Consider the following 24639-nt stretch of genomic DNA (forward strand, 5'->3'; position numbering starts at 1 on the left):
GGTCGGCAAATCCTTATGCGGAATAGCGCTGGAAAATCAGCGTTGCGTTGGTGCCGCCGAAACCAAACGAATTGGACAAAACAGTGTCGATCCTGGCGTCGTCGATGCGCGTGCGCACGATCGGCATGCCTTCGAATTCCGGATCGAGCTGCTCGATATGGGCGCTCTCGCCGATGAAGCCGCCTTGCATCATCAGGATAGAGTAGATCGATTCCTGCACGCCGGCCGCACCCAGCGAATGGCCGGTCAGCGATTTCGTCGAGGTGATGAAAGGCATCTTGTCGCCGAACACTTCGCGGATCGCGCCCATTTCCCTGGAGTCGCCGACCGGCGTCGAGGTGCCGTGCGTGTTGATGTAGTCGACTGGCGAAGAGGTGGTCGCCAGCGCCTGCCGCATGCAGCGCACCGCACCTTCGCCCGAGGGCGCCACCATGTCAAAGCCGTCCGAGGTCGCGCCATAACCGACGATCTCGGCATAGATCTTGGCGCCGCGTGCCTTGGCGTGCTCGAGCTCTTCCAGGACCAGCACGCCGGCGCCGCCGGCGATGACGAAGCCGTCGCGATCGACGTCGTAGGCGCGCGAGGCGGCCGACGCCCTGTCGTTGAACTTGGACGACATGGCGCCCATCGCGTCGAACAGGTCCGACATCGTCCAGTCGAGATCCTCATGGCCGCCGGCGAAGACCATGTCCTGCTTGCCCCACTGGATCAGTTCGTAGCCATTGCCGATGCAATGCGCCGAGGTCGAGCAGGCCGAAGAGATCGAGTAATTGACGCCGTGGATCTTGAACCAGGTGGCGAGCGTCGCTGAAGCGGTCGACGACATCGCTTTCGGCACGGCGAACGGGCCGATGCGCTTGGGGCTGCCGTTCTTGAGCGTGGTTTCAGCCGCTTCGACGATGGCTCGGGTCGACGGTCCGCCCGATCCCATGACGATGCCGGTGCGCTCATTGGTGATGTCGTTCTCGCCAAGTCCAGCGTCCACGATGGCCTGGTCCATGGCGACATGGTTCCAGGCCGCACCTTGCGACAGGAAGCGCATGGCGCGACGATCGATCAGGGCGGAGGGGTCGAGCGTCGGCGCTCCCCAGACCTGACAGCGGAAGCCGTGTTCGGCGAAGGAATCAGAGAAGCTGATGCCGGACTTGGCATCGTGGAGCGAGGCCTGCACCTCGTTGGCATTGTTGCCGATCGACGACACGATGCCGAGGCCTGTCACTACGACCCGTCTCATTCGCAACTCCTTCCAGCGCTTGAACCCGAAACCTGTTGGACACGGATCATGCGCAAATTAAAGTTCTACAGCTTCGTTTGCGCGTCCCAGGGACGCGCGGCGCTGTGGGGGCGCCGGTCAGGCGGCGGCCGATTGCTTGGACAGACCCACCTTGAGGTCCGTTGCTGCGTATATGGGTTCGCCATCCGCCTTCAGCCAGCCATCGGCGATACCAAGCACCAGCCGGCCGCGCATCACGCGCTTGAAGTCCACGCCATACTCCACCTTCTTGACCGACGGTGTCACCATGCCCTTGAACTTCACCTCGCCGGTCGAGAGCGCCATTCCTTTGCCCGGCTCGCCGAGCCAGCCGAGGTAGAATCCCGTCAATTGCCACATGGCGTCGAGGCCCAGGCACCCCGGCATGATTGGATTGCCGATGAAGTGGCAGGCGAAAAACCACAGGTCCGGCTTAATGTCGAACTCTGCGCGGATGAAGCCCTTGTCGAAGGCACCGCCCGTCTCGCTGATTTCGGTGATGCGGTCGAACATCAGCATCGGCGGATAGGGGAGTTGGGCGTTTCCAGGTCCGAACAGCTCGCCGCGGGCGCAGGCAAGCAGTTCTTCGTAATCGTAGCTGGATTTCGAAACCGCCATCAATCTCTTCCCCGTAATCGTCCCGGGCGGTAGAGCGCCCTTGTCGTTGGTTTCCTAACACAATCTATTTCAGGCCGGAAACCGGCGTTTGCGCTTAACCTGCCCGTCTGCCTGGGTCAATGCGCGCTATTGATCGTATTCGGCCGACAGAATATATGTCGGGAGGTGTTCAGTTTCGGGCGATGTTCGTTTTTTGCCATTCTGGGCATATCTTGGGGCGAAACTATGAGCTTGGACGGATAGATGGATCTGGGCTGCCGGAAGGAAAATGTCGCTGTGGACAAGCGGGTTCGCGAAGCTGGGCTGAGGCCGACGCGTCAGCGCATTGCGCTGGCCGATCTGCTTTTCGCCAAGGGCGACCGCCATCTGTCGGCCGAGGAACTGCACGAGGAGGCGATCACCGCCGGCGTGCCGGTGTCGCTCGCCACCGTCTACAACGCCCTTCATCAATTCACCCAGGCGGGCCTTCTGCGCATCCTGGCCGTCGAAGGGTCGAAGACCTACTTCGACACCAACACCTCCGATCACCATCATTTCTACATTGAAGGCGAAAACAGGATCTTCGATATCGCCAGCGGTCCTGTCACGGTTTCCAACCTGCCGGAGCCGCCGGAAGGCATGGAGATCGCCAATGTCGACATCGTGGTAAGGCTGCGCCCCAAGCGCTGCGATTGATCGGCGCGTCATTGGGTCGCGAGATACCGTCTCGCCCGCCAGACCATGATCCCGAACCGACAAGAAGAGGTCAGTTTTTGACCCGTTCGCCCGGATAGGCGCCCCAGACAAGCGACTGGGCGAGCCAGCCGGTGTGGCCGTCGAAGGTCATTTCGCACCACTGGCCGTCACAGGACCTGATCGTGCCCATGGCGCCCGGCTCGATGATCGCGATGATGCTGGCATCCTTTTCCGGGTCGTTGAGAAGGTTGATTCGGGCATCCTTGCCGCGCTGCCAGGGTGCCACGATCGCCGTGCGGCGGCCTGAAAGCAGCGACTGGTTGATCCAGCCTTCCGAGCCGTCGGCATCGCGCACCCGACGCCAGGTGTCGAATTCCTGGATGATTTCCATCGGCAGGCCAGGCTTCATGTACATCCAGTCGACGGAATAGTTGACGCCTGGTCCGACGCGGGAGTTGACGCGGCCCGCTTTCAGGCTGACGAAACGCGGCAGCGGCAGGCCGCTCGGCCCAAGCGTTGCGCTCTGGGCCGGTGCTGCCGCACTCTGTGCCGCCACAAGCGGGGAATAAAGGAGAGCGCCGATAAATGCTGCGCTGAGGGTCAGGCGGAGCGACGCAAAACCAGACACTTTCGTTCCTTTCAGCGCCGGCTCATCGGCCTTGGCGCCCCTTTTTCTTTGTCTTCGGCGGAACCTCTTGTTACATGGAGAACTGGCACCGCGACCGGCCTCCAGTTTCGCCTGTCTTGGTTAAAGAGGTCTCAACGAGGGGTGGGTTTGAGGAAACAATGGCAGGCAGAAAAAGGCCCCTCGTCGTCATCACGCGCAAGCTGCCCGATCCGGTCGAGACCCGCATGCGTGAGCTGTTCGACGCCCGGCTGAATGTCGAAGACAGGCCGATGACGCAGCCGGAATTGGTCGCGGCGGTCAAGGAAGCCGACGTGCTGGTGCCGACCATAACCGATCATATCGACGCAGCGCTAATCGCTCAGGCTGGCGACAACCTCAAGCTGATCGCCAATTTCGGCAACGGCGTCGACAAGATCGACGTGGCGGCAGCAGCGAAGAAGGGCATTACCGTCACCAACACGCCGAACGTGCTGACCGAAGATACGGCCGACATGACCATGGCGCTAATGCTGGCGGTGCCTCGGCGGCTGGCGGAAGGCGCCAATGTGCTGACCGGCGACAAGAAGTGGGCGGGCTGGTCGCCAACCTGGATGCTCGGCCGGCGGATCTGGGGCAAACGCCTCGGCATTGTCGGCATGGGCCGCATCGGCACCGCTGTCGCCCGGCGGGCCAAGGCTTTTGGGCTGTCGATCCACTACCACAACCGCCATCGCGTGCTGCCGGCGGTCGAGGATGAGCTGGAGGCAACCTACTGGGAAAGCCTCGACCAGATGCTTGCCCGCATGGACATCATCTCGGTCAACTGTCCGTCGACGCCGGCAACCTTCCATCTGCTCTCGGCGCGGCGGCTGGCGCTTCTGCAACCGTCCGCTTACATCGTCAACACAGCGCGCGGCGATATCATCGACGAGGACTCTCTGGTCAAGCTGATCCAGGACGGCAAGATCGCCGGCGCCGGCCTCGACGTCTACGAGCATGAGCCGGCGCTGAACAGCAAATTGCTGAAGCTCGCCGCCAAGGGCAAGGTCGTGCTGTTGCCGCATATGGGATCGGCGACGCTCGAAGGCCGCATCGATATGGGCGAGAAGGTGATCATCAACATCCGCGCCTTCTTCGATGGCCATCGCCCGCCTGACCGCGTACTGCCGCTGCGGACGTGACCGGGCGCCGTCCAATTCTTCAGCAAAGACTTTAGGGTCCCCGATAGGGGATCAGGGGACCCCGCCTTGAGGCGGCTGGGATGGCTCGGCATGAGCAACCATCTCACGCAAAAGTTTGCGGCACCGGTTGCACGCGGTGCAGTCGCGCGGGAAACAAGGTTCCCAGATGCTGCCCCCGGAGCAGCTCCCATGTGGCTTTAGAAAATCATTCTACTCCCGATCGGTCTCGTCGATTGTCGATCCTTGACAATAGGTGACAGTAGCATCAAGCAAAGGGCTTCCATCGCAAGAGTGTAAAAAGCTGATGCCTGAACGCCGCAACGACCCCGGCCCCGAGATCGAGGGACTTATCCGCGCCATCGAGGCTCGCCTCATTGAACTACGTCGCGACATCCATGCCCATCCAGAAACCGGCTTCGACACGGTCCGCACGGCCGGCCTGGTCGCCGCCGAGCTTGGCGCGCTCGGGATCGAGGCGCGCACCGGCGTCGGCCGCACCGGCGTCGTGGCCGAGATATCCGGAGCCTTTCCCGGTCCCTGCCTGATCCTGCGGGCCGATATGGATGCCTTGCCGATCGGGGAGCAGACCGGTCTGCCTTATGCTTCGACCATTCCAGGCAGGATGCATGCCTGCGGGCACGATCTTCACACCGCCTCGCTTCTCGGCGCCGCGCATGCGCTCGTCTCGCTGGCGCCGCGTCTGCGCGGCTCGGTCCGGCTGATTTTTCAGCCCGCCGAGGAGACGCAGGAGAGCGGCGCGGCGGCCATGGTGGCGGACGGTGCCGCCAAAGGTGCTGACATGGCCATCGCCTTCCACAACCGTCCGGAACTGCCGGCGGGGCAGGTTCTGTTGAACCGCGGTGCAAGCACCGCATCGAGCGACGAGTTCAAGGTGGTGGTGCGCGGCAAGTCGGGCCATGCCGCGCGGCCCCATGCCGCCATCGACCCGATCGTCGCCAGCGCCCACATCATCACCCAACTCCAGACCGTGATATCGCGCGAGATGGACCCCGCGCGGTCCGCCGTCCTGACCATCGGCCATATCGAGGGCGGCGCGACCCAGAACATCATTCCCGACAGCTGCATGTTCGAGGGCACGGTGCGTTGCCGCTCGCCGCGATCGCGCGATCTCGCCGAGGCCGCGTTCCGGCGCATCTGCGAAGGCACGGCGCAGGCGCTCAATGCCGCCGTCGAGATCGACTATGCGCGCGGCGCGCCGCCCCTGATGAACGACGATGCGCTGGTCGATCGTGCGGTTTCCGTGCTCGGCCATCAGTTCGGCGCGACGCCTCAGGTCGAGCCGGGAACGAGCTTCGGAGCCGAGGACTTTTCCTATTTCTCCGAGCTCATGCCTTCGGTCCAGATATTCATCGGTTCGGGCCAGCCCGGCCGTGACGACCGCGTCCACAACTCCGACTATCAGCCCGATGAAGCCAGCATCGGGCAAAGCGCCATCGCGCTCACGCGCATGGCGGTCGATCTTCTTTCCTGACCCCTCAACCCTCCTCCCAAGGATGATCCAAGCATGAAAATCACCCGCAGCACCTTCCTGCGCATGGGCCTTGCCGCCATTGCCGGGCTCGCCGTTGCCCCCGCCACAGCTCTTGCCCAGGGACGTAAAAAATATGTTTTCGCCACCGAAGGAGCCTTCCCGCCCTTCAATATGACCCGACCGAATGGCGAGCTCTACGGCTTCGAGCTGGACATGCTGGCCGAGATCGCCAAGCGCGCCGACTTCGACTATGAGGTGATCTCGCAGGCCTGGGACGGCATGATCCAGGGCCTCATCGACGGCAAGTACAATGCGGTGGTCGACTCGGTCTCCGTCACCGAGAAACGCCTCGAAGTGGTCGATTTCTCGCTCCCCTACACCACCGGCGGCTCGACCTTCGTCGTGCTGAAGGAAAGCGGCGTCGAACTGTCGGGCACGGGCGCTTTCGTCGACCTCGACGATACGAAGGCCACCGATGCCGCCATCGCGGCGATCGCCGGGGTGCTGGACGGCAAGACCGTGGGCGTCCACGTCTCGACCATCCAGGCAGACTTCCTGAACAAGTATCTGGCCGACAAGGGCGTGACGATCCGCACCTATCAGACCGGCCCGGAAGTCTATCAGGATCTGCTGAACGGGCGGCTCGACGCCGGGATCGCCTCGGTCACCAACATCTCGGCTTTCCTCGAGAAGAACACAGAAACCGCCAAGGCCACCGGCCCGTCCTTCACGGGCGGCGTCATGGGGCGCGGCTCGGCCTTCGTCGTCCAGAAGGGCGACGCCGAGCTGGCCGGGCTTCTCAGCAAAGCGCTGAAGTCGATGTCGGACGACGGCACGCTCGTCGAGCTGTCGAAAAAATGGTTCGGCATGGTCGTGACGCCCGCGCTCTGAGGCCAGGGTGCAGGCCGATCTGACACTTCTCGGCTTCGGGCCCGACGGATGGGGGCTGGCGCTCGCGCGCGCCGGCCTCATGACGCTCTATGTCTCCGTCGCGGCATTCCTGAGCGGGTTGGCCTTCGGCACGCTCATCGCCTGGGCCCGGGTGGCGGGCAACTGGCCGCTGCGCAAGCTGGCCGAGGCCTACGCCACGGTCTTCCGGGGCGTGCCCGATATCCTGGTGATCTACCTGTTCTATTTCGGCGGCCGGCAGGTCGTCACGGCCATTGGCACGGCGCTCGGACTGTCGGGGCCGTTCGACATCAGCGGCTTTTTGGCCGGAGTGCTAGCGATCGGGCTGATCTCGGCCGCCAACCAGTCCGAGGTGCTGCGCGGCGCCTATCAGGCCGTGCCCCGGGGCACGATCGAGGCGGGGCGCGTGGTCGGCATGACGCGGCTGATCCTGTTTCGGCGGGTCATCGCGCCGCAGGCGCTGGTCACCGCAATTCCCGGCATGGGCAACCAGTGGCAGTCGGTCATCAAGGAATCCGCCCTCGTCTCGGTGACGGGGTTGGTCGAGACCATGCGCCAGGTCGCGGTCGCAGCGGGCACCACGCAAGAGCATTTCCTGTTCTACGCCGCCGGTGCGATCATCTATCTCATCATCACCACGCTGTCGGATCATGTCTTCCGCCTCGCCGAAAGACGCAGCCTGCGCGGCCACGAGCAAGGCGGGCTCTGAGATGGATTTCGCCTTTCTCTCGGACATGCTCACGCAGCTCCTCAAGGGGTTGCCGCTGACGCTTAACCTCGGCGCCCTGGCGCTTGTGGGCGGGTTCTGCCTTTCGCTGATCCTCAACCTCATGCGCACGACGAGGGTCGGCAACGCACTGGCCTCGGCCTATCTCTTCGTCTTCCGCGGCACGCCGCTGCTCATCCAGATATTCATGATCTACTACGGGCTGGCGGGCTTCGGCTTCATCCGCCACGGCTTCCTCTGGCCCTTCCTGCGCGAGCCCTATTGGTGCGGGCTGCTGGCGCTGATCCTGAACGATGCCGCCTATACGTCCGAGATTCTGCGCGGAGGGTTGCGCGCCGTGCCAAGGGGCGCGGTCGAAGCAGCGCGCGTCTCGGGCATGACGCGGCTGACGGTCATGCGCCGCATCACGCTGCCCATAGCCGTGCGTCAGGCGCTGCCCGCCTATTCCAACGAGGTGATCTCGATCCTCAAATCCACGGCGCTGGTCTCGACCATCACGCTGATGGAAGTCACCGGCATAGCCCGCGCCGCCGCCTCGGAAACCTGGCGGGCGGTCGAGATATTCCTCTGCGCGGCGACGATCTATCTCGCCCTGTCGCTTCTGGTGACGCGGCTCTCGGCCTGGGCCGAGCGGCGCCTTTCGCCCTGGCAATTCGGAGAGACGCCATGAGCCTCCCATCGACCGCGCTTTCCATCGCCGGCTTGCGCAAGAGCTTCGGCAGCAACGAGGTGCTGCGCGGCATCGACCTTGTCGCCAAGGACGGCGACGTGATCTCGTTGATCGGCGCGAGCGGCTCTGGCAAGAGCACGCTGCTGCGCTGCATCCCCATGCTGGAGATCCCCGACGTCGGAACGGTGTCGGTGGGCGAGGACAGCCTCTCCCCGACGGGCGGACGTCTGTCGCGCGCCCAACTGGCCGTGGCGCGGCAGATGCGCGGACATCTCGGCTTCGTCTTCCAGAACTTCAATCTGTGGCCGCACCGCACCGTGCTGCAGAACGTCATCGAGGCGCCACTGTTCGTCCAGAGCCGTCCCCGCGCCGAGGCAGTGGAGGAGGCCACGGCGCTCCTGGAAAAGGTAGGCCTCGCCGAAAAGCGCGATGCGTGGCCCGCGCATCTTTCGGGCGGGCAGCAGCAGCGGGTCGCGATCGCGCGCGCTCTTGCCCAGCGGCCTCGCGCCATCCTGTTCGACGAGCCCACCTCGGCGCTCGACCCGGAACTGGTGGGCGAGGTCCTGAAGGTGATCCGCGCCCTTGCCGCGGAAGGGCGCACCATGCTGATCGTCACCCACGAGATGGGCTTTGCGCGCGAGGTCTCCTCGCAGGTAGTCTTCCTGCATCAGGGCCTGATAGAAGAGGCCGGCACACCGGGGCAGGTCTTTGGCAATCCTGCATCGGAGCGCTGCCGCGCCTTTCTCAGCGGCCATTTCGACCGCAATCGCTAGGGACCCCGGACATGCGTCAGCCAATCCAGCGCAAGAGCCTTCAGGACCAGGCCACCGAGTGGCTACGCGAGGCGATCGTGCGTGGCGATTTTGCGCCGGGCGCGGTGCTGACCGAGCTGACCTTGACCGAACGCATCGGTCTCGGCCGTGGCACGGTGCGTTCCGCGCTCTTCGCGATGGAAGCGCAGGAACTGGTGACGCGCACGCCCTATTCGAGCTGGCGCGTGGCCGTGCTCGATGCCCAGGCGATCTGGGAGATCTACACATTGCGGGCGGCGTTCGAAGGTCTGGCCGCCCGCATTCTCGCCCAACGCCGCGCCGCTCTCGGTACCGATCTGGTCGAGGCGGCTTTTGCCGCCCTACCGGCGGCGAATGACGGCGGCACGGATGTGCGGGTGGCAGCCGATCTCGGCTTCCATGCCAGTTTCGTCGAGCAGACCGGGCACCAGCATCTGATCCGTCGCCACGGGCTTCTGGCCGACAAGATGGAGTGGCTCTATCGCTGGTCCGAAGCACACTGGCCCTGCCGCCAGCCGCTGGTCAGCGATCACCAGCGCCTGTTCGACGCGCTGATGAGGGGAAGCCCCGAAGCGGCCGAACAGGCCGTCCGCGACCATATCGCCGAGTCGATCGAGCTGGACGTCGCAGGCTTCTACGAACTTCAAGGACGCGGCGCGACGACGCCGCAACAGGAGCAGGCATGAACGACATCACCATTCTCGACGGCGGCATGGGCCGCGAACTCGAGCGCATCGGCGCGCCCTTCCGCCAGCCGGAATGGTCCGCGCTGGCGCTGATGGAAGCGCCCGAGATGGTCCGCCGGGTGCACGAGGATTATATTCGCGCGGGCGCGAAGGTCATCACCACCAATTCCTATGCGCTGGTGCCCTTCCACATCGGCGAGGGGCGGTTCCGTGCGCGCGGCGCCGAGCTGGCGTCGCTGGCCGGAAGGCTGGCGCGCGAGGCGGCCGACGGCACGCCCGGCATGAAGGTAGCTGGATCGTTGCCGCCAGTCTTCGGTTCCTATCAGCCGGAACTTTTCAAGGCCGACCTGGCGCAGGACTATCTCTCGGTTCTGGTTGAGGGCCTCGCGCCCCACGTCGATTGTTGGCTCGCCGAGACCCAGAGCAGCCTCGAGGAGGCCCACACCGCCGCCGCGGCGGTGCGCGGCAGTGGCAAGCCGCTCTGGCTGTCATTCACCCTGCGGGACGATGTGGCGCCGCAGGACGTAGCCGAGCCGCAGCTGCGGTCCGGGCAGAGCGTAGCCGACGCTGCCCGTCTCGCACAGCGCACGGGGGCGGAGGCGCTGCTCTTCAATTGCTCTATGCCCGAGGTCATGGGAGCAGCGCTCCAAGCTGCGCGCATTGCCGCCCCCGGTCTGCCGCTCGGGGTCTATGCCAACGCCTTCGGCTCCCAGGACGAGGACGGCGCGGCCAACGAGGTGATCTCGGATATCCGGGCCGATCTCGATCCGAAATCCTATTGCCGCTGGGCCGACGGCTGGGTCGCGAAGGGTGCTTCCATCATCGGCGGCTGCTGCGGGATTGGCGCCGACCACATCCACCATCTGGCCGGGCATCTGCGCTGCGGGCATCATTGATGCCTGTGGGCCGCGCAGAGCGGCTCTTGTCACCGGCGCCAGCCGCGGCATCGGCAGGGCGCTTGCCAAGGGGCTTGCCGAGGCAGGCTTCGGCGCCACCATCAACGCCATCTGCCCCGGGTGGGTATTCACGAAAGATATTTGCGCATCGTGATCGAGGTCGGACGGTCGTAGCCGTTGTGCGCCGTCCGTTCGGTTTCGCGAAAGCCGAGGCGGGCGAAGGCTGCATGATTTCCGGTCAGCTCGATCCGCGTCTGAAGCTCGATCGCCGGCTTGCCGCGGTTGCAGGCAAGATCCTCGACAGCTTGCATCAGTTGGCTGCCAATCCCCTGTCCTTGAAAGCCCGGTTCGACGGCGAGTTTTCCGACGTAGAAATCGTTGGCCCGCTCCAGAACAAAAACGCAGCCGACAATCCTGCCGTCCTTCAGCGCCGAAAAGCCCATCTCTTGCCGAGCCTTGTCCCGGAGATTTTCGACCGTGAGCCGATGCGCCGAGGATGGCGGATCGATGACGCCGTCCATCGAGGCGAAGGCGCGCATGATCAGCGCCAGCACCTCGTCCCATCGGTCGAAATCGGCGGGAAGCTGCGCGATGGAAACCAGGCTGCCCAAGATCTAGTTTCTCTTGTAGCGGATCGTATCGAAGCGCGCGGTCAACGCATCGTAAAGCAGCAGCCGGCCGACCAGCGGCTCGCCGATGCCGGCGATCAGCTTGATCGCCTCCATGGCCTGCAGCGTGCCGACGACGCCAGTCAGCACGCCGAGCACGCCGGCCACAGCGCAGGATGGCACCAGGCCGGGCGGCGGCGGTTCCGGAAAAAGATCGCGATAGCTTGGATATGGCTTGCCGTCCGCGCCGGTCTCGAACGGTTTCAGCACGGTCACCGAGCCGTCGAAGCGGCCGACGGCGGCATGTACCAGCGGCCGCTTTTCCGCGGCGCAGGCGTCGGCCACCGCATAGCGGGTTTCGAAATTGTCGGAACCGTCGACGACGATGTCATAGCGGGCGACGAGAGCAGGGGCGTTGTCCGCCGTCAGCCTGAGATTGTGCAGTTCCACGGCGACGTTGGGATTGATACGGGCGATCGCCGCTTTGGCACTGTCGGTTTTCGCCATGCCGACAGTCTCGGTGCCGTGGATCACCTGTCTTTGCAGGTTTGACAGCGAGACGCTGTCGTCGTCGACGATCCCGAGCGTGCCGACGCCGGCGGCGGCAAGATATTCGAGCACCGGCGCCCCCAGCCCGCCGGCGCCGATGACCAGGACCCGCGCACGCTTCAGCCGCTGCTGGCCGGCGCCACCGATCTCGGGCAGCACGATGTGGCGGGCGTAGCGTTCAAGCTCTTCGTCGGTGAGCGCGGTGATGTTCATTGCAAGACAATATAGCTGCCGAGAAATCTTGTCAGGCGTCTTTGGTTGGCCCAACCGTGCCGTGATCGACGGTCAGGAACTGCGCGCGTCCCTTGAGACTGGAAAACAGCGCCGCATCGGTCCCGGTCATGAAGGCCTGGCAGTTCAGCTCTTCGAGGATCGAGAACAGCGCGGCGCGCCGGCCTGCGTCGAGATGGGCGGCGATCTCGTCGAGCAGCAGGATCGGCGTCATGCCCGACATCTCGCCGGTCAGCCGGGCATGCGACAGGACCATGCCGACCAGCAGCGCCTTCTGCTCGCCGGTCGAACAGAGTTCGGCCGGCATCGCCTTGGGCCGGTGCCTCACCACGAGATCCGAACGGTGCGGGCCGTCTAGCGTGCGCCCGGCGGCGCGGTCGCGATCGCGGCCTTCGGCAAGGGCGCGGCGGAACCGCTCCTCGACATCGACAGCCGCGGTGGTTCCGACTTCGCTTTCCAACGCGCCCGACAGGCCGATATCGGCTTGCGGAAACGGACCCGCGCTTGGCAGCCTGTCGATCATCGCGGCAAGCAGGCGCACCAGTTCGGCACGCGCCGCGGCAATCGCCACACCGGTTTCGGCCATTTGCGTCTCGATCGCGTCGAACCAAGCGCCGTCACGCGAGCCTTCGGCGAGCAGCCGATTGCGGCCGCGCATCGCTTTTTCGTAGTCGAGCGCGCGCTGGCCGTGGCCGGGATCGATCGCCAGCACCTGACGGTCGAGAAAGCGCCGGCGGTCTGCGGCCGGCCCGGTGAACAATGCATCCATCGCCGGTGTCAGCCAGACGACGCGCAGCCATTCCAGCATGTCCTCCGCCGAGCGCGCTGCCGCGCCATTGATCCGCACCCGCCGGCCGCCCTCGCCGGCGGCGTCGCCGCCTGCAATGCCGGTGCCGATCTCGACCGGGCCGTCCGGCCCATCGAGCCGGGCATGGAGGGCAAAGCCGCCGTCGCCGCCTTCGCGTGCCACATCGGCATAAGGTGCGCGGCGTAGGCCACGCCCCGGTGTCAGCAGGGAAATCGCTTCCAGCAGATTGGTTTTGCCGGCGCCATTGTCACCGGAAAAAATCACGGCGCCGGGGTCGATGTCGATCGACAGCGTTGCGTAGTTGCGGAAATTCGTAAGCGATAGCTTACTTATATGAGTCTGCTGGTCGTGCGCAGACTGCTTCGCAACTCCGGTCATGACAGCAAGATGGCCTCGTTCAGGCCTACACCCGCATCGGCATCAGCACGTAGAGCGTGGTTTCGTCGGCCATGTCGTGGATCAGCGTTGGCGAACCGGCGTCCGCCAGCATGAATTTTGCCTCAGTGCCGGTCAACTGGGCTGCGACGTCGAGCAGATATTTGGCATTGAAGCCGATTTCGATCGCGTCGGACGAATAATCCGCAGCCAGTTCTTCGGTGGCGCTGCCTGAATCCGGATTGTTGACCGCAAGCGTGACCTGGCCTTCTCCAATCGAAAGCTTCACCGCGCGGCCGCGCTCGGAGGAGATGGTCGAGACGCGGTCGACGGCGGCGGCGAAACTCTGACGGTCGATGATCAGCTTCTTGTCGTTGCCGGTGGGGATGACCCGCTGATAGTCCGGGAAGGTGCCGTCGATCAGCTTCGATGTCAAAACCACACTGCCGATGGTGAAGCGGATCTTGGTGTCGGACAATTCGGTGGTCACGGCGATATCAGGGTCATCGACAAGCTTTTGCAGCTCGCTGACCGTCTTGCGCGGAATGATGATGCCCGGCATGCCCTCGGACCCTGCCGGCGCGTCGATCTCGGCGCGCGCCAGTCGATGTCCGTCGGTCGCTACCGAGCGCAGCTTCAGCTTGCCGTCGGCATCATGCGTGTGCAGATAGATGCCGTTCAGGTAGTAACGCGTCTCTTCGGTGGAGATGGCGAATTGGGTCTTCTCGATCAGGCCCCTGAGCGCAACCGAATCGAGCCGGAAGATATGCGAGAACGATCCGGCCGAAAGCTCCGGGAAATCGGATTGCGGCAGGCATTGGAGACGGAAGCTCGAGCGGCCCGAGGTCACCGTCATGGCGTTGCCGTCTTCGTCGGTCTTCAGCATGACCTCCGCGCCGTCGGCGAGCTTGCGCACGATGTCGTAGAGCAGATGCGCGGGAACCGTCGTCGCTCCGCCGCGCTCGACCTTGGCAGGCGTGGCTTCGGTCACCTCCAGATCGAGGTCGGTCGCCTTCATCTCAAGGGTGGCGCCTTCGGCGCTCAGCAGCACATTCGACAGAATCGGTATGGTGTTGCGCCGCTCGACCACGCGATGAACGTGATTGAGCGACTTCAGGAGATTTGACCGTTCCAAGATAACACGCATGACGAAACAGGCTCGCTTGAATGAATGAGCGGGTCTCCGGCAAGCGGTGCCCCCGCGAAAGGTCTGAACAGGCTCAGAATCTGCATAAACTGATAGGAAAAACCCCGCAAGCGCAAGCCCACGCCACCGGTTCGAGCCGGTTACGCAGGCTTTCTGGGGATAAAGCTGGCGAAGCCCGCAAGCCAATGCTTGTCGCCCAAAAGTGCGCAGCGGTTTTGAGGCAACGACATGCATAAAAACGTAGATTTCAAGCGCGTCGCAGCCACGCGACACGCTTTGTTTTCGGGCCGGTCAGGCTTGATCGTTGATCAGTCTTCTCAGCAGTTCGAGCTCCTGCGCCAGCGTGTTGTCGACGCCTGAAAGATCCTCGATCTTGCGCACGGCATGCAGCACCGTCGTGTGGTCGCGGCCACCGAAACGCCGTCCGATCTCCGGCAAGGAGCGCGGTGTCATCACCTTCGACAGGTACATGGCGACCTGCCGCGGCTTGACGATCGTACGCGTGCGCCGGTTGGACAGAAGTTCTGTCTTCGAAACATTGTAATGGCGCGCGACGATGCGCTGGATGTCCTCGATGCGCACCCGCTTCGGCTCGCCCGAACGATAGATGTGGCCGAGGATCTCGTCGATGCGGTCGATGGTGATCTGCGGTTCGAACGACTGGCGGAACAGAAGCTGGTTGAACGCGCCTTCGAGTTCGCGTCCGCTGCCGGTCACAGTGCGGGCGACATGGTTGAGGATCTCCTCCGAGATGTCGAGCGATGCATCGTCAGCCTTTGCGGTGGCAAGGCGCAGCTTGAGCATGCCGATGCGCATGGCGAAATCCGGCGCCGACATTTCGAGCGCGACGCCGCCGTTGAGGCGCGAGCGGACGCGGGGCTCCAGCGATTCCAGTTCCGACGGCGGCCGGTCGGCGGCAACCACCACCTGCTTGGCGCTGTCGAGCAGCATGTTGATCAGATGGCAGAATTCATGCTGGATCGACTTGCCTTGCAGGAACTGCATGTCGTCGATGATGAGGAGGTCGATGTCGCGCAGCTGCTCCTTCAGCGTCAGCGCATTGTTGTCGCGGATCGCGGTGGCGAACCGCCACATGAAATATTCGGCCGTGAGATAGACGACGCGCGACTTTGGATTCTGCTTCAGCGATTCCGCCGCGATCGCCTGCAACAGGTGCGTCTTGCCCAGCCCCACCGTCGCGTGAAGAAAGAGCGGATTGAAGCGCACCGCGCTCGACTGCGATTCCGCCACCGCCTTGGCGGCGGCGAAGGCCACCCGGTTCGACGGTCCCTCGATGAAGGAGCCGAACGTATAGCGCGGGTCAAGCGGCGAACCGAGCACATTGTGCCTGAACTCGGTCTCTGCAGGCATTCCCGAGCGAGGTGCCGGCACCCGCTCCACCCTGCCGGGGCCCGCTGTTCCAGAGGCCAGCGCCGTTTGCGATTGCCTTGTCATCTTGCGCGCCGGGGCCAGTTCGGGCTCGACGCCATTGCGCCCCGGGCGGGTAGCGGTGCGCACGACGATCTCGATCTTGAGGATTTCGGGATCCTCGTGTTTCCACAGCTCGGCGATGAGGTCGAGGTAGTGGCCGTTGATCCACGAGCGCAGGAAGGCAGTCGGCACGGAGATGCGGACAATGCCCCGGGATGCTTCGGCGACCTTCATGCGCCCGAACCAGCTCGAATAGACTTCGGTTCCCAGACGCGCCTTCAACTGAGCCTTGACCCGGTCGAACTTCTGTTCCGCATCGTTGGAAGCCGACATAGTGTCCCCTCCGGTTAAGGTTCCAGGGAATGGGAGGTCGCCCGTAAGCTCCCTTTCGATGCCGCTCTGCATGATCGAGTTCCTTGTCCTTTTGTACCTTTTTCCGCCGGGGATACGCCTCCTGCATCCATGTTTCCGGCGACCGTGTCTTCGCTGCGACACTACCGCCGCCGCCGGCAGATGATGTCGCCTCGTTGTCAGGGGACCGGCGCCGACTCCTCAGAGCCAGCCCGTTTGGTCATGTCAGGGCAATACAATGCCGTCCGGCGAAAACGCCGGCGCGTCATGACCTGCCATATACAGTTACGCCAATCCCCTACCGTATCGAAAAAGACAAACCAAACCCGACGCGGAAATGATCCACGTCATGAATTCCGCCACTTTTTTGCTGGCCGATTCAGGCTGGGTTAAGGGCCAACAGGCCCGTCCCTCTCGATAGACCGACATTAACGAAATCGTTGTGGATAGGGCAAGGCCACGACTAACGGATTTTTAAGGAATGTGGTTACCGCAGACGGGTTCGAACCCTGTGTTGCACGGGCGTATTTTGACAAAGCCATTGTGATTCAAACCCTTTTCCGGCGAATATGAAAAAGGCCACGCCGCGCGAAATTTTCTGAAATAATTTTCTTGACAGGCAATTGTCCCCCATCCCCCGTACGCGATGTGAACAAGCTGTGGATGGACCGTCCGTAAGTTATTGAAAAGTAAGGGTAGTTTTTGACAGCCGATATTTTCGTCGCGGACGCTTTCAGCGGCCTTGAATATCAGCAGGCATGTATATGCCGGCAAAGCATTTCGAACATTGAAGTTCGCGCGGAGGTGTGGTTTGCGAGCATTCTTTTTAAGTACTTGCCGGCAAACGAAAAAACCCGGCGCGAGCGGCCGGGTTTAAAGAAGATCAGTTCTGGAAAGGTATATCAGGCCGACAGCACCTTGAGCCGCTGGGCCAGGCGCGACACCTTACGGGATGCCGTGTTCTTGTGCACCACGCCCTTGGTCGCGGCGCGCATCAATTCCGGCTCCGCCACTTTGAAAGCAGCCTGCGCGGCGGCCTTGTCGCCCGAGGCGAGCGCCTCCTCGACCTGGCGGATATAGGTCCGCACGCGCGAGCGGCGGTTCTTGTTCATCGCCGTGCGACGGGCGATCTTGCGCGTTGCCTTTTTGGCCGAGGAGGTATTGGCCATGATGCCTCTCTTCTGATCTGGTGGGCGCATGCGGGATGCCGCAGGGCGCAAAAAACAAACGGGCAGCCACAGGGCCGCCTCGGTTGGTGCGGCTTATAGTTCAGCTTTTCCGGCGCGTCAACGCTGCTTCGCCTTCTTTTTGGCCGCTGTTGTCGCTCGCATCCCGCCGCCGTCGTCACGATCTACCGGTTCGTGAAATTCGGCTTCCGCTTCTCGGTAAAGGCGGCCATGCCTTCCTTCTGGTCGTCGAGCGCAAACAGGGAGTGAAAAAGCCGGCGCTCGAACCGCAGCCCTTCGGCCAGTGTCGTTTCATAGGCGCGGTTGACGGCCTCTTTCGCCATCATCACCGAGGGCAGCGAAAAATCGGCTATCTTGGCCGCCGCCTTCAACGCCTCCTCGATCAGCTCGTCGGCAGGCACGACGCGCGACACCAGGCCGCAACGCTCGGCCTCCGCGGCATCCATCATCCGTCCGGTCAGGCACATGTCCATCGCCTTCGACTTGCCGACGAAGCGGGTTAGGCGCTGTGATCCGCCCATTCCCGGCATGACGCCGAGCGTGATCTCGGGCTGGCCGAACTTGGCGTTGTCGGCGGCGATGATGAAGTCGCACATCATCGCCAGTTCGCAGCCGCCGCCGAGCGCATAGCCGGCCACTGCCGCGATAACAGGCTTGCGCGCCCGGGTGAACTCTTCCCAGCCGACAAAGAAATCCTGCACATAGGCGTCGGCAAAGGAGATCGCCTGCATCTCCTTGATGTCCGCACCTGCCGCGAAGGCCTTTTCGGAACCGGTGATGACCATCGCGCCGATGTCGGCATTCGCGCAGAAGCCGTTCACGGCCGCGACCACTTCCGCCAGGATTTGGGAGTTCAGCGCATTGAGCGCCTTCGGCCGGTTCAGCGTGATCAGCCCGACCTTGCCGCGGGTTTCCACGATGATCGTTTCATAGGTCATGACTGTATCTCCTCGCTCGGTCATCTATCTACATCTGGCGTCCAACTCACACATGGCGTCCAGGCTTGCTCACATCTGACAGGTCCGGCAATAGAAGGTGGAACGCCCGCTTTGCACGACGCGCTCTATGTGGCCGCCGCAGCCGTGCTTTGAGCAGGGTTCGCCCTCGCGATCGTAGACCGCGAAGGAATGCTGGAAATAGCCCAGGGACCCGTCGGTCTGCACATAGTCGCGCAGCGACGATCCGCCGGCGGCGATTGCATCGGCGATCACCGCGCGGATTGCTTCGGCCAAGGCGTCGCTCTGCTGTCTGGCCTTCTTTCCAGGCTTTGCGATGGTGCCCGACTCGCGCAACGGCGACAGGCTGGCGCGCCACAGGGCTTCCGACACATAGATATTGCCGAGCCCGGCGATCAGCCGCTGATCGAGAAGTGCCGCCTTCAGCGGCGACTTCCGGCCTTTCAGCAGCGAGGCGAGAAGCCCGCCGTCCAACGCATTGCCTGTCGGCTCGACGCCCAGCCCCGCCAGCATCGGATGCGTGTCGGGCGCCCCTTCCGAAAACAGCATGAAGCCGAAACGACGCGGGTCGTTGAAGGTCACGCGCGACCGGACGCCTTTGGGCGAGACGACATGGAAGACGACATGGTCGTGCACCGCGTTTTTCGAGCGCTCGTGATAAAACGCGCCCAACATTTCGCTGTTATCGGGCATTTCGCTGTCATCGGACATTTCGATGCGGAACGAACCAGACATGCCGAGATGGCAGATCAGCACCGGGCCGCCTGCCAGATACATCGTCAGGTATTTGGCCCGGCGACCGAGTGCCGTAATCGTCTTGCCGGTCAGCCTCTCCGAGAATTTTTCAGGAAACGGAAAGCGCAGGTCGGGCCGGCGTGCCTCGACGCGTGCGATGCGGGCGCCTTCCAGGACCGTCTGCAGGCCACGCCGGACCGTTTCGACCTCAGGCAATTCAGGCATGGCCGCCTATCGTTGCATAAAAGGAGGTGCCGTGGCGGCCGCGTGCCAGCCCAAGATGCTCGGCGACCGTTTCACCGATGTCGGCGAACGTCGTTCTGAGCCCAATGTCGCCGCCAAAACCTGGTCCCGTGCCGATCACCGGAATGCGTTCGCGCGTATGATCGGTGCCGTGCCAGGTGGGATCGTTGCCATGGTCGGCCGTGAGGATGAGAAGATCGCCGTGCCTCAGCCGCGCAAGCGCCTCCGGCAGCCGCCGGTCGAACGCCTCGAGCGCGGCGGCATAGCCGGCAACGTCGCGCCGATGGCCGAACTCGGTGTCGAAGTCGACGAAATTGGCGAAGACGAGATCGCCGTCGCCCGCGTCATCCATCGCGCCGAGCGCCTTGTCGAACATCGCCATGTTGCCGGCGGCCTTGCGCACTTCCGAAATGCCGCGATGGGCGAAGATATCGCCGATCTTGCCGACCGCGATGACCCGGCTGCCGCGCGCCGTCAGCCGGTCGAGCAGGGTTGGTTCGGGCGGCGGCACCGAATAGTCCCGGCGGTTGTGCGTCCGTTCGAAGCTGGCGGCGGTTTCCCCAATGAAAGGTCGCGCGATCACCCGTCCGATGTTCAGCGGATCGACCAGCCTGCGCACCACCTTGCAGAATTCGTAGAGCCGTTCCAGGCCGAAGTGAACTTCATGCGCGGCGATCTGCAGAACGGAGTCGACCGAAGTGTAGCAGATCGGCTTGCCGGTGCGGATATGCTCCTCGCCGAACCGTTCGATGATCTCCGTGCCCGGGGCATGGCAATTTCCGAGAACGCCCGGCACCTCTCCTTCGCGGATGATTGCTTCGGTCAGCTCGGCTGGAAAGGCGGGAACCGTGTTCGGAAAATAGCCCCAGTCGAACCGGACTGGCAAGGCGGCGATTTCCCAATGGCCCGACGGCGTGTCCTTGCCGCTTGAAATCTCCTGCGCCGCGCCATGGAAGGCGGAGGCGAGATGGGCCTTGCCGCCGCTTTCGATGCTGAATCCTGTCGCGGTTTTTGCCGCGTGACCCAGACCGAGCGAGAGCATATTGGGTATGAAAAGCGGTCCTTTGCGCAGCCCCTCGCGATCCGCCCGGCCTTCCGCGCAGGCTCTGGCGATGTGTCCGAACGTGTTGGAACCGGCGTCGCCATAGCGCTCGGCGTCGGCCGCGCCGCCGATGCCGAAGGAATCGAGAACGAAAAGGAAGGCGCGCGCCATTGCAGGGTTCATTACTATTGTCTGTCCGTCCGCCCAGACATAGGGTTCCGCGGCGCCATTGGCAATTCGGAACCAGACGGCTTGGCGCGATAGTTGAGATGCCGCGAAATGCCGGCATAGGCATGGACCGATGAAAGGCGAGCGGGGACTCACATGAGGCATGCCTTGAAGGCCTCCGTAGCCATCATGACGATGCTGGGCGCATCCTGGTCAAACCCGGCGCGCGCCGATTGGCGGGACGACATCGGCACGTTTCGTGTCGGCATCGTTGCCGAGCCCGGCGCCGGCAACACCGTTCCAGGTCTTGAGCTGTTGACGGATGCCTACACCAAGGCGCTCGGCATGAGGGTGGAGTTTGTCGTTGCCCGCGACTACGCGGCGCTGATCGAGGCGCAGGCCAATGCCCAGATCGAATATGCGGTCTATTCGGCGACCGCCTACGCCACCGCATCCGAACGTTGCGAATGCGTCGAGCCTCTTGTGGCGCCTGTCGATTCCGACGGCGCGGTCGGCATCCGCTCCGTCTTGCTGACGCGGGACGGCAAGGTCCCGGATCTGGCCGCGATGGAAGCACATCGGGTCGCCATGGCGCCCCCGGACAGCGTCGGCGGTTCTCTCTTGCCACTTGCCGGGCTGGCCGCCGAAGGCGTCAAGGTTGCCGAGGACGCACCATTTCTGACGCACGCCAGTTCGGCTGCGGCGGCTGAAATGATGCTGGTCGGTGGTGAGGCCGATGCCCTGTTCGGCTGGATGCCGGCGATGGCCGATGGCCAGCCGGATGTTCCGGGCGGCACGGTGGCCAGGCTGGAAATGGCAGGGATTTCGAAAGCAGCACTTCGGGTCGTGTGGACGTCCGGCGTGCTGCGATATGGTCCCCATGCCGTCCGCAGCGATCTCGACCCCGAAGCCAAACGGCGGCTCACCGTGTTCCTCATCAATCTCAGATCGATGTCGCCGGATGTCTACGATCTTCTGGAATGGAAACATTCCGGCGGCTTCGCCGTCGCCAGCCCGGATGACTACGCAATGGCCGCGGCGATCGTGCGCCTGATGTCAGGCAACCATCGACAGCAATAGCAACCGGCGTCGGAGCATCGGAGCAAAAAAAGAAGACCGGTTCTGTGTCAATCCGAGTTCAAAAAATGGAGCGGCGGTGCGGCTCGATTTGAGAGTCCGCCGCTCTGCCCGCGGTTGTTTCAGCAGGTGGCGCAAGGAATCGTCAGGCTCCTGCGGGGCCTGAGATAATATGTTTCCCCCATCGATATCTTGTTGAAGGCCGAGCTCAATCCAAGTCGCTTTTCGCTGTCCGCCGACCAGGTGATGATCGGCTCGTATGCAAGATCGCTTTCGACGCGAATGAGGAAGGTGTCCTTGATCTCAAGCGTTTTTGGAATCGTGGTGACGGAGTCCTTGGCGGCGTCGGCGCTGAAGGCATCGCCAACCATCTTGCGTGACCACACGACCTGCACCTTCGGCGGCGTTTCGTTGGTGACCTTTATCGCGGTGATGACGATCTTCGGGGTCGAGCGGTTGTAGGGCTGAAGGGTGGAGTTGCCGATCTTCATGATCGCATCGAGATCGGCGGCGGAGATTATCTCCTGCTGGGTGACCAGATCCGCCACCATGCTGCCTATGCGGCTGACCTTCTTGCTGGTCTCGATGGCTTGCGAGGCTTCCATGGTCATGAAGTACATGATCAGCAGGACAGGCACGATGAAGGCAAACTCAACGGCCGCGACACCGCGGCGATCGCAGCAGAACCGGATGGCTTTCGTGCAGATCCCAGTGATTCCCATATGTGCCCCCGCACGCCCCATGCCCTCGTCCTTTTCCCCACTCACGCAATGGCTCGGTTCAGTCGTCGAACGGCTCGTTCTGCCAGGTCACCGATGTGAAATGCAGCGTCTTGCCGCCGTCCAGATTGGCCATCGATTTAGCCATGAAATCGGTCATGACCGGCCATTTGTAAAAAACCCGCAGCATGTTCTTCGATGCAGCTAGGCCCGGGTCTACCGTAAAGGTCGTTATTTTCGTGCCGGTCAGCTCGATGTCGCCAGCTGTTGTGATCTTGAAGCCCGCGGTTGCCGCGTCGGCGAAGGTTGGGAATTCGCGCAGGTCCACCAGCAATCCGGGGCAGTCCTTGGCGACCATGATCTCCAGCCGGCTGCAGATCATGGCCTTCAGCGTGGCCTCGGTCACGTCGGCCCTCTTTAGCTGCCCTGTCCGTAACTGGCGCGCGACGTCGTCGGTGATGTTGGCCATCACCTCCTGCCCGGCAAATGAAATGCAACTCTCCAGGATGGCAAAGACGAGGAGCGCAAACGGCACCGCAAGCATCGCGAATTCGATGGCCGTGCTGCCGCGCCGGTCACCAAGGAATCGCGCGGAAAAGCTCGCTCGTCCTGCTTTGCTCATGTCCCGTCTTCGCCGATCCTGATGGGGGTGTCGGAGGAAACATTAGCGGAAACCCATTGAGGCGCGGTTTGGATGATCGTTAAATTCGACGGAAAGGTTTTAAGCGGCCGATAACCAAAGCGGCATTTCAGTGAGACGAGAATAGCCCAGTTGCTTATTGGCCGGCGCTCATCTCGGCTTCCGAGGCTTTCTCCGCATCGCTCTTGTACGAGCTTTCGCAATACGGCGTGCAGGACATGGTCTGTATTTCGGCACGTCGATAGATGCGCACCGACGACGCGTCCTGTCGCACGACAGTGATCTGCTCGTCGACGATCGGACTGCCCTCTTGATCGAGGACGACGAGGTTGGTGACGCCAAAGCCCTTGCCCGTCAGCACGATCGTCGAAGCATCCTGCACGGAGGCATCGGCGATCGCCGGATTGCCGACGACGATCGTATCGGCGGCGCGCGACAATTTGACGATCTTCGCCTGGTTCATCGTAACCTCGATGCCGCCGCCCGCATTGGCCGGCACGACGAAGGCCGTGGTGGCAAGAAGCGCGGCAATCGGAAAGGACGATCTCGGCCCGGTCATTGAAGCGCTCCACGGCGGCGAACTGCTCAACGGAACATGAACGAGATTGGTGAACCAACGGTTAAGCGGATGGAAGCCGTGGTGATGTCGGGATCGGAATCATGATCGCCTGGAGCGCGCCGCCCCTTTCTCAAATCGCCAAATTGCGGCTTTCACGGCCTTTGGGGTGTTTGTCGGGTTCGCGAGCGTCACTTAGTTTACGGTTAACCACGCAATGCCTTCGAAGCGGGAAAGGAATCGGTAAGGCTGTTTATTAAGCCGATCGAAAGAGCTTCTCCATAGATTGGCAGCATCCGATCAGCCACCAAGAGAAGTTGACGGAATTGCTGTAACATCTGGAGTAGGAGCTCTCGAATGTCTAATCTCATTGCACGTTTTGTGAAGGACGAATCCGGCGCGACCGCCATCGAATATGGTCTGATCGCCGCCCTCATCGCACTCGCTATCATGGTCGGCGCCGGTCAACTGGGCAATAGCATCAACCAGAAGTTCAAGGATATCTCCTCGACGCTGAACGGCGCCTGATAATAGCGACGTTAGTCGCTTTTTCGGATCAAGGGCCGCCTCGTTTGGCGGCCCTTATTCGTTGTGTCAGGCGATTTTGAATTCCCGGCCTCATCAATCGTTAATCGAACACGTCTAGGCTGGGCCAGGTACCATGGGCGCTGCGCTGATGATTGAAGCCTTGATCTTCGTTGTCTTTCCGTTCTGCATGCTTTTCGCCGCGATCTCCGACATGCTGTCGATGACGATCGCCAATCGCGTGCCGGTGCTGCTCGTGGCTGTTTTCGCTCTGGTCGCACCGCTGACGGGCATGGACTGGGCAACCTATGGCTTGCATTTCGCCTCCGGCGGCCTTGTCCTCGCCGTGACGTTCGGTCTGTTCGCGCTCGGCGGCATGGGAGGCGGAGACGCCAAGCTGCTGGCCGCCACGGCCCTCTGGATGGGGCTGAGCATCCATCTCGTCGAATATCTCGTGGCCTCGGCATTCATCGGTGGCCTGCTGACGCTCGCCATCCTCGCCTACCGGAAATCGCCGCTTGCAGCCGTTACAAGTCACAATCCGTTTTTGCGCCACTTCGCCGACGAGACGACCGGCGTGCCCTATGGCATAGCGCTCGGCATTGGCGGGCTGCTCACCTTTCCAAATTCGCCGTTGATGGCGTGGGCACTCGCAAGGCTGGCAGCCTAATTCTCTCGCCAACCTTCCCTCGCCAGATTAGCCTTCCACTATTTCGATTTGGCGTTGGAGCAGGCGGCTTGGCCGCCTTTTTGCGGGCCGAACCGGGATGCCTCAAATTTATGTAAA

General features: G+C 62.8%; 27 protein-coding genes and 1 pseudogene. 13 read left to right on the plus strand and 15 right to left on the minus strand.

Features of this window, described 5'->3' with window-relative positions:
- Positions 1-13 precede the first annotated feature (13 nt).
- Positions 14-1234 carry a beta-ketoacyl-ACP synthase I gene (gene fabB, locus RPG13_RS09865; protein WP_292623512.1) on the minus strand — a complete coding sequence of 407 codons (1221 nt, stop codon included), beginning with the start codon at positions 1232-1234 and terminating at the stop codon, positions 14-16.
- 117 nt (positions 1235-1351) lie between these two features.
- Positions 1352-1870 carry a 3-hydroxyacyl-[acyl-carrier-protein] dehydratase FabA gene (fabA, locus tag RPG13_RS09870; RefSeq protein ID WP_023802127.1) on the minus strand — a complete coding sequence of 173 codons (519 nt, stop codon included), beginning with the start codon at positions 1868-1870 and terminating at the stop codon, positions 1352-1354.
- Positions 1871-2113: 243 nt separating this feature from the next.
- Here fabA and irrA point away from each other — a divergent pair, with 243 nt between their 5' ends.
- Positions 2114-2545 carry an iron response transcriptional regulator IrrA gene (irrA, locus tag RPG13_RS09875; RefSeq protein ID WP_337124951.1) on the plus strand — a complete coding sequence of 144 codons (432 nt, stop codon included), beginning with the start codon at positions 2114-2116 and terminating at the stop codon, positions 2543-2545.
- A gap of 70 nt (positions 2546-2615) precedes the next feature.
- Here irrA and RPG13_RS09880 read toward each other — a convergent pair whose 3' ends face one another.
- A complete protein-coding gene (locus tag RPG13_RS09880; protein WP_126103748.1) occupies positions 2616-3173 on the minus strand; it encodes an SH3 domain-containing protein in 558 nt (185 codons plus the stop codon).
- A 158-nt stretch (positions 3174-3331) separates the two neighbouring features.
- Here RPG13_RS09880 and RPG13_RS09885 point away from each other — a divergent pair, with 158 nt between their 5' ends.
- From RPG13_RS09885 to RPG13_RS34925, 9 genes and pseudogenes are all read left to right on the plus strand, one after another.
- A complete protein-coding gene (locus RPG13_RS09885) occupies positions 3332-4333 on the plus strand; it encodes a 2-hydroxyacid dehydrogenase (RefSeq protein WP_095487885.1) in 1002 nt (333 codons plus the stop codon).
- Positions 4334-4637: 304 nt separating this feature from the next.
- Positions 4638-5825 carry a M20 metallopeptidase family protein gene (locus RPG13_RS09890; RefSeq protein ID WP_337124954.1) on the plus strand — a complete coding sequence of 396 codons (1188 nt, stop codon included), beginning with the start codon at positions 4638-4640 and terminating at the stop codon, positions 5823-5825.
- A gap of 33 nt (positions 5826-5858) precedes the next feature.
- Positions 5859-6716, plus strand: coding sequence for a transporter substrate-binding domain-containing protein (locus RPG13_RS09895; RefSeq protein WP_127203541.1), 858 nt, complete (start codon positions 5859-5861; stop codon positions 6714-6716).
- 7 nt (positions 6717-6723) lie between these two features.
- Positions 6724-7443: an ABC transporter permease gene (locus tag RPG13_RS09900; protein ID WP_245461338.1), complete on the plus strand. Its 720-nt coding sequence runs from the start codon at positions 6724-6726 to the stop codon at positions 7441-7443.
- Position 7444: 1 nt separating this feature from the next.
- Positions 7445-8131, plus strand: coding sequence for an ABC transporter permease (locus tag RPG13_RS09905; protein ID WP_337124957.1), 687 nt, complete (start codon positions 7445-7447; stop codon positions 8129-8131).
- Positions 8128-8904, plus strand: coding sequence for an ABC transporter ATP-binding protein (locus RPG13_RS09910; RefSeq protein WP_126103743.1), 777 nt, complete (start codon positions 8128-8130; stop codon positions 8902-8904). The genes RPG13_RS09905 and RPG13_RS09910 overlap by 4 nt, the downstream gene beginning before the upstream one ends.
- 11 nt (positions 8905-8915) lie before the next feature.
- The gene (locus tag RPG13_RS09915; RefSeq protein ID WP_095487892.1) at positions 8916-9608 is read left to right on the plus strand and encodes a GntR family transcriptional regulator; all 693 of its coding nucleotides are present in this window, start codon (positions 8916-8918) and stop codon (positions 9606-9608) included.
- The gene (locus tag RPG13_RS09920; RefSeq protein WP_337124960.1) at positions 9605-10504 is read left to right on the plus strand and encodes a homocysteine S-methyltransferase family protein; all 900 of its coding nucleotides are present in this window, start codon (positions 9605-9607) and stop codon (positions 10502-10504) included. Before RPG13_RS09915 ends, RPG13_RS09920 begins: the two co-directional genes overlap by 4 nt.
- Positions 10500-10616 (plus strand): annotated as a pseudogene (locus tag RPG13_RS34925) (SDR family NAD(P)-dependent oxidoreductase); the annotation flags it as partial. The gene RPG13_RS09920 and the pseudogene RPG13_RS34925, both read left to right, overlap by 5 nt.
- 16 nt (positions 10617-10632) lie before the next feature.
- Here the strand turns inward: RPG13_RS34925 and RPG13_RS09925 are convergent.
- The 9 genes from RPG13_RS09925 to RPG13_RS09965 form a co-directional block, all read right to left on the minus strand.
- Positions 10633-11115 carry a GNAT family N-acetyltransferase gene (locus tag RPG13_RS09925; protein ID WP_337124962.1) on the minus strand — a complete coding sequence of 161 codons (483 nt, stop codon included), beginning with the start codon at positions 11113-11115 and terminating at the stop codon, positions 10633-10635.
- Between the two features lie 3 nt (positions 11116-11118).
- Positions 11119-11874: a molybdopterin-synthase adenylyltransferase MoeB gene (locus RPG13_RS09930; RefSeq protein ID WP_095487898.1), complete on the minus strand. Its 756-nt coding sequence runs from the start codon at positions 11872-11874 to the stop codon at positions 11119-11121.
- Between the two features lie 31 nt (positions 11875-11905).
- On the minus strand, positions 11906-13078 hold the full coding sequence (recF, locus tag RPG13_RS09935; RefSeq protein ID WP_126103740.1) for a DNA replication/repair protein RecF: 1173 nt from the start codon (positions 13076-13078) through the stop codon (positions 11906-11908).
- A 25-nt stretch (positions 13079-13103) separates the two neighbouring features.
- On the minus strand, positions 13104-14222 hold the full coding sequence (gene dnaN, locus RPG13_RS09940; RefSeq protein ID WP_095487902.1) for a DNA polymerase III subunit beta: 1119 nt from the start codon (positions 14220-14222) through the stop codon (positions 13104-13106).
- Between the two features lie 291 nt (positions 14223-14513).
- Positions 14514-15986 carry a chromosomal replication initiator protein DnaA gene (gene dnaA, locus RPG13_RS09945; protein ID WP_245458111.1) on the minus strand — a complete coding sequence of 491 codons (1473 nt, stop codon included), beginning with the start codon at positions 15984-15986 and terminating at the stop codon, positions 14514-14516.
- A 920-nt stretch (positions 15987-16906) separates the two neighbouring features.
- Positions 16907-17173 (minus strand): 30S ribosomal protein S20, encoded by a 267-nt coding sequence (gene rpsT / locus RPG13_RS09950; protein ID WP_095487906.1) that lies wholly within the window; start codon positions 17171-17173, stop codon positions 16907-16909.
- Between the two features lie 182 nt (positions 17174-17355).
- On the minus strand, positions 17356-18129 hold the full coding sequence (locus RPG13_RS09955) for an enoyl-CoA hydratase (RefSeq protein ID WP_095487908.1): 774 nt from the start codon (positions 18127-18129) through the stop codon (positions 17356-17358).
- 69 nt (positions 18130-18198) lie between these two features.
- Positions 18199-19107, minus strand: a complete 909-nt coding sequence (gene mutM, locus RPG13_RS09960) for a bifunctional DNA-formamidopyrimidine glycosylase/DNA-(apurinic or apyrimidinic site) lyase (RefSeq protein ID WP_337124967.1) — start codon at positions 19105-19107, stop codon at positions 18199-18201.
- Positions 19100-20338, minus strand: coding sequence for a phosphopentomutase (locus RPG13_RS09965; protein WP_095487912.1), 1239 nt, complete (start codon positions 20336-20338; stop codon positions 19100-19102). The genes mutM and RPG13_RS09965 overlap by 8 nt, the downstream gene beginning before the upstream one ends.
- 153 nt (positions 20339-20491) lie before the next feature.
- On the opposite strand from RPG13_RS09965, the gene RPG13_RS09970 reads away from it, so the two are divergent.
- Positions 20492-21415: a phosphate/phosphite/phosphonate ABC transporter substrate-binding protein gene (locus tag RPG13_RS09970; protein ID WP_126103737.1), complete on the plus strand. Its 924-nt coding sequence runs from the start codon at positions 20492-20494 to the stop codon at positions 21413-21415.
- A gap of 119 nt (positions 21416-21534) precedes the next feature.
- Here RPG13_RS09970 and RPG13_RS09975 read toward each other — a convergent pair whose 3' ends face one another.
- From RPG13_RS09975 to RPG13_RS09985, 3 genes are all read right to left on the minus strand, one after another.
- On the minus strand, positions 21535-22155 hold the full coding sequence (locus RPG13_RS09975) for a TadE/TadG family type IV pilus assembly protein (RefSeq protein WP_126107252.1): 621 nt from the start codon (positions 22153-22155) through the stop codon (positions 21535-21537).
- Positions 22156-22192: 37 nt separating this feature from the next.
- The gene (locus RPG13_RS09980) at positions 22193-22753 is read right to left on the minus strand and encodes a TadE/TadG family type IV pilus assembly protein (RefSeq protein WP_126103736.1); all 561 of its coding nucleotides are present in this window, start codon (positions 22751-22753) and stop codon (positions 22193-22195) included.
- A 154-nt stretch (positions 22754-22907) separates the two neighbouring features.
- A complete protein-coding gene (locus RPG13_RS09985) occupies positions 22908-23330 on the minus strand; it encodes a pilus assembly protein N-terminal domain-containing protein (RefSeq protein WP_126103735.1) in 423 nt (140 codons plus the stop codon).
- A 354-nt stretch (positions 23331-23684) separates the two neighbouring features.
- Here RPG13_RS09985 and RPG13_RS09990 point away from each other — a divergent pair, with 354 nt between their 5' ends.
- Together RPG13_RS09990 and RPG13_RS09995 are read left to right on the plus strand one after the other, a co-directional pair.
- On the plus strand, positions 23685-23855 hold the full coding sequence (locus tag RPG13_RS09990) for a Flp family type IVb pilin (RefSeq protein WP_126103734.1): 171 nt from the start codon (positions 23685-23687) through the stop codon (positions 23853-23855).
- 148 nt (positions 23856-24003) lie between these two features.
- Entirely contained in the window at positions 24004-24522 is a 519-nt protein-coding gene (locus RPG13_RS09995) for an A24 family peptidase (RefSeq protein WP_292623502.1), read from the plus strand.
- The last annotated feature ends 117 nt before the right edge of the window (positions 24523-24639 follow it).

Origin of the sequence: Mesorhizobium sp. ISC15, from assembly GCF_037162615.1 — a bacterium.
Classification (GTDB): domain Bacteria; phylum Pseudomonadota; class Alphaproteobacteria; order Rhizobiales; family Rhizobiaceae; genus Mesorhizobium; species Mesorhizobium mediterraneum.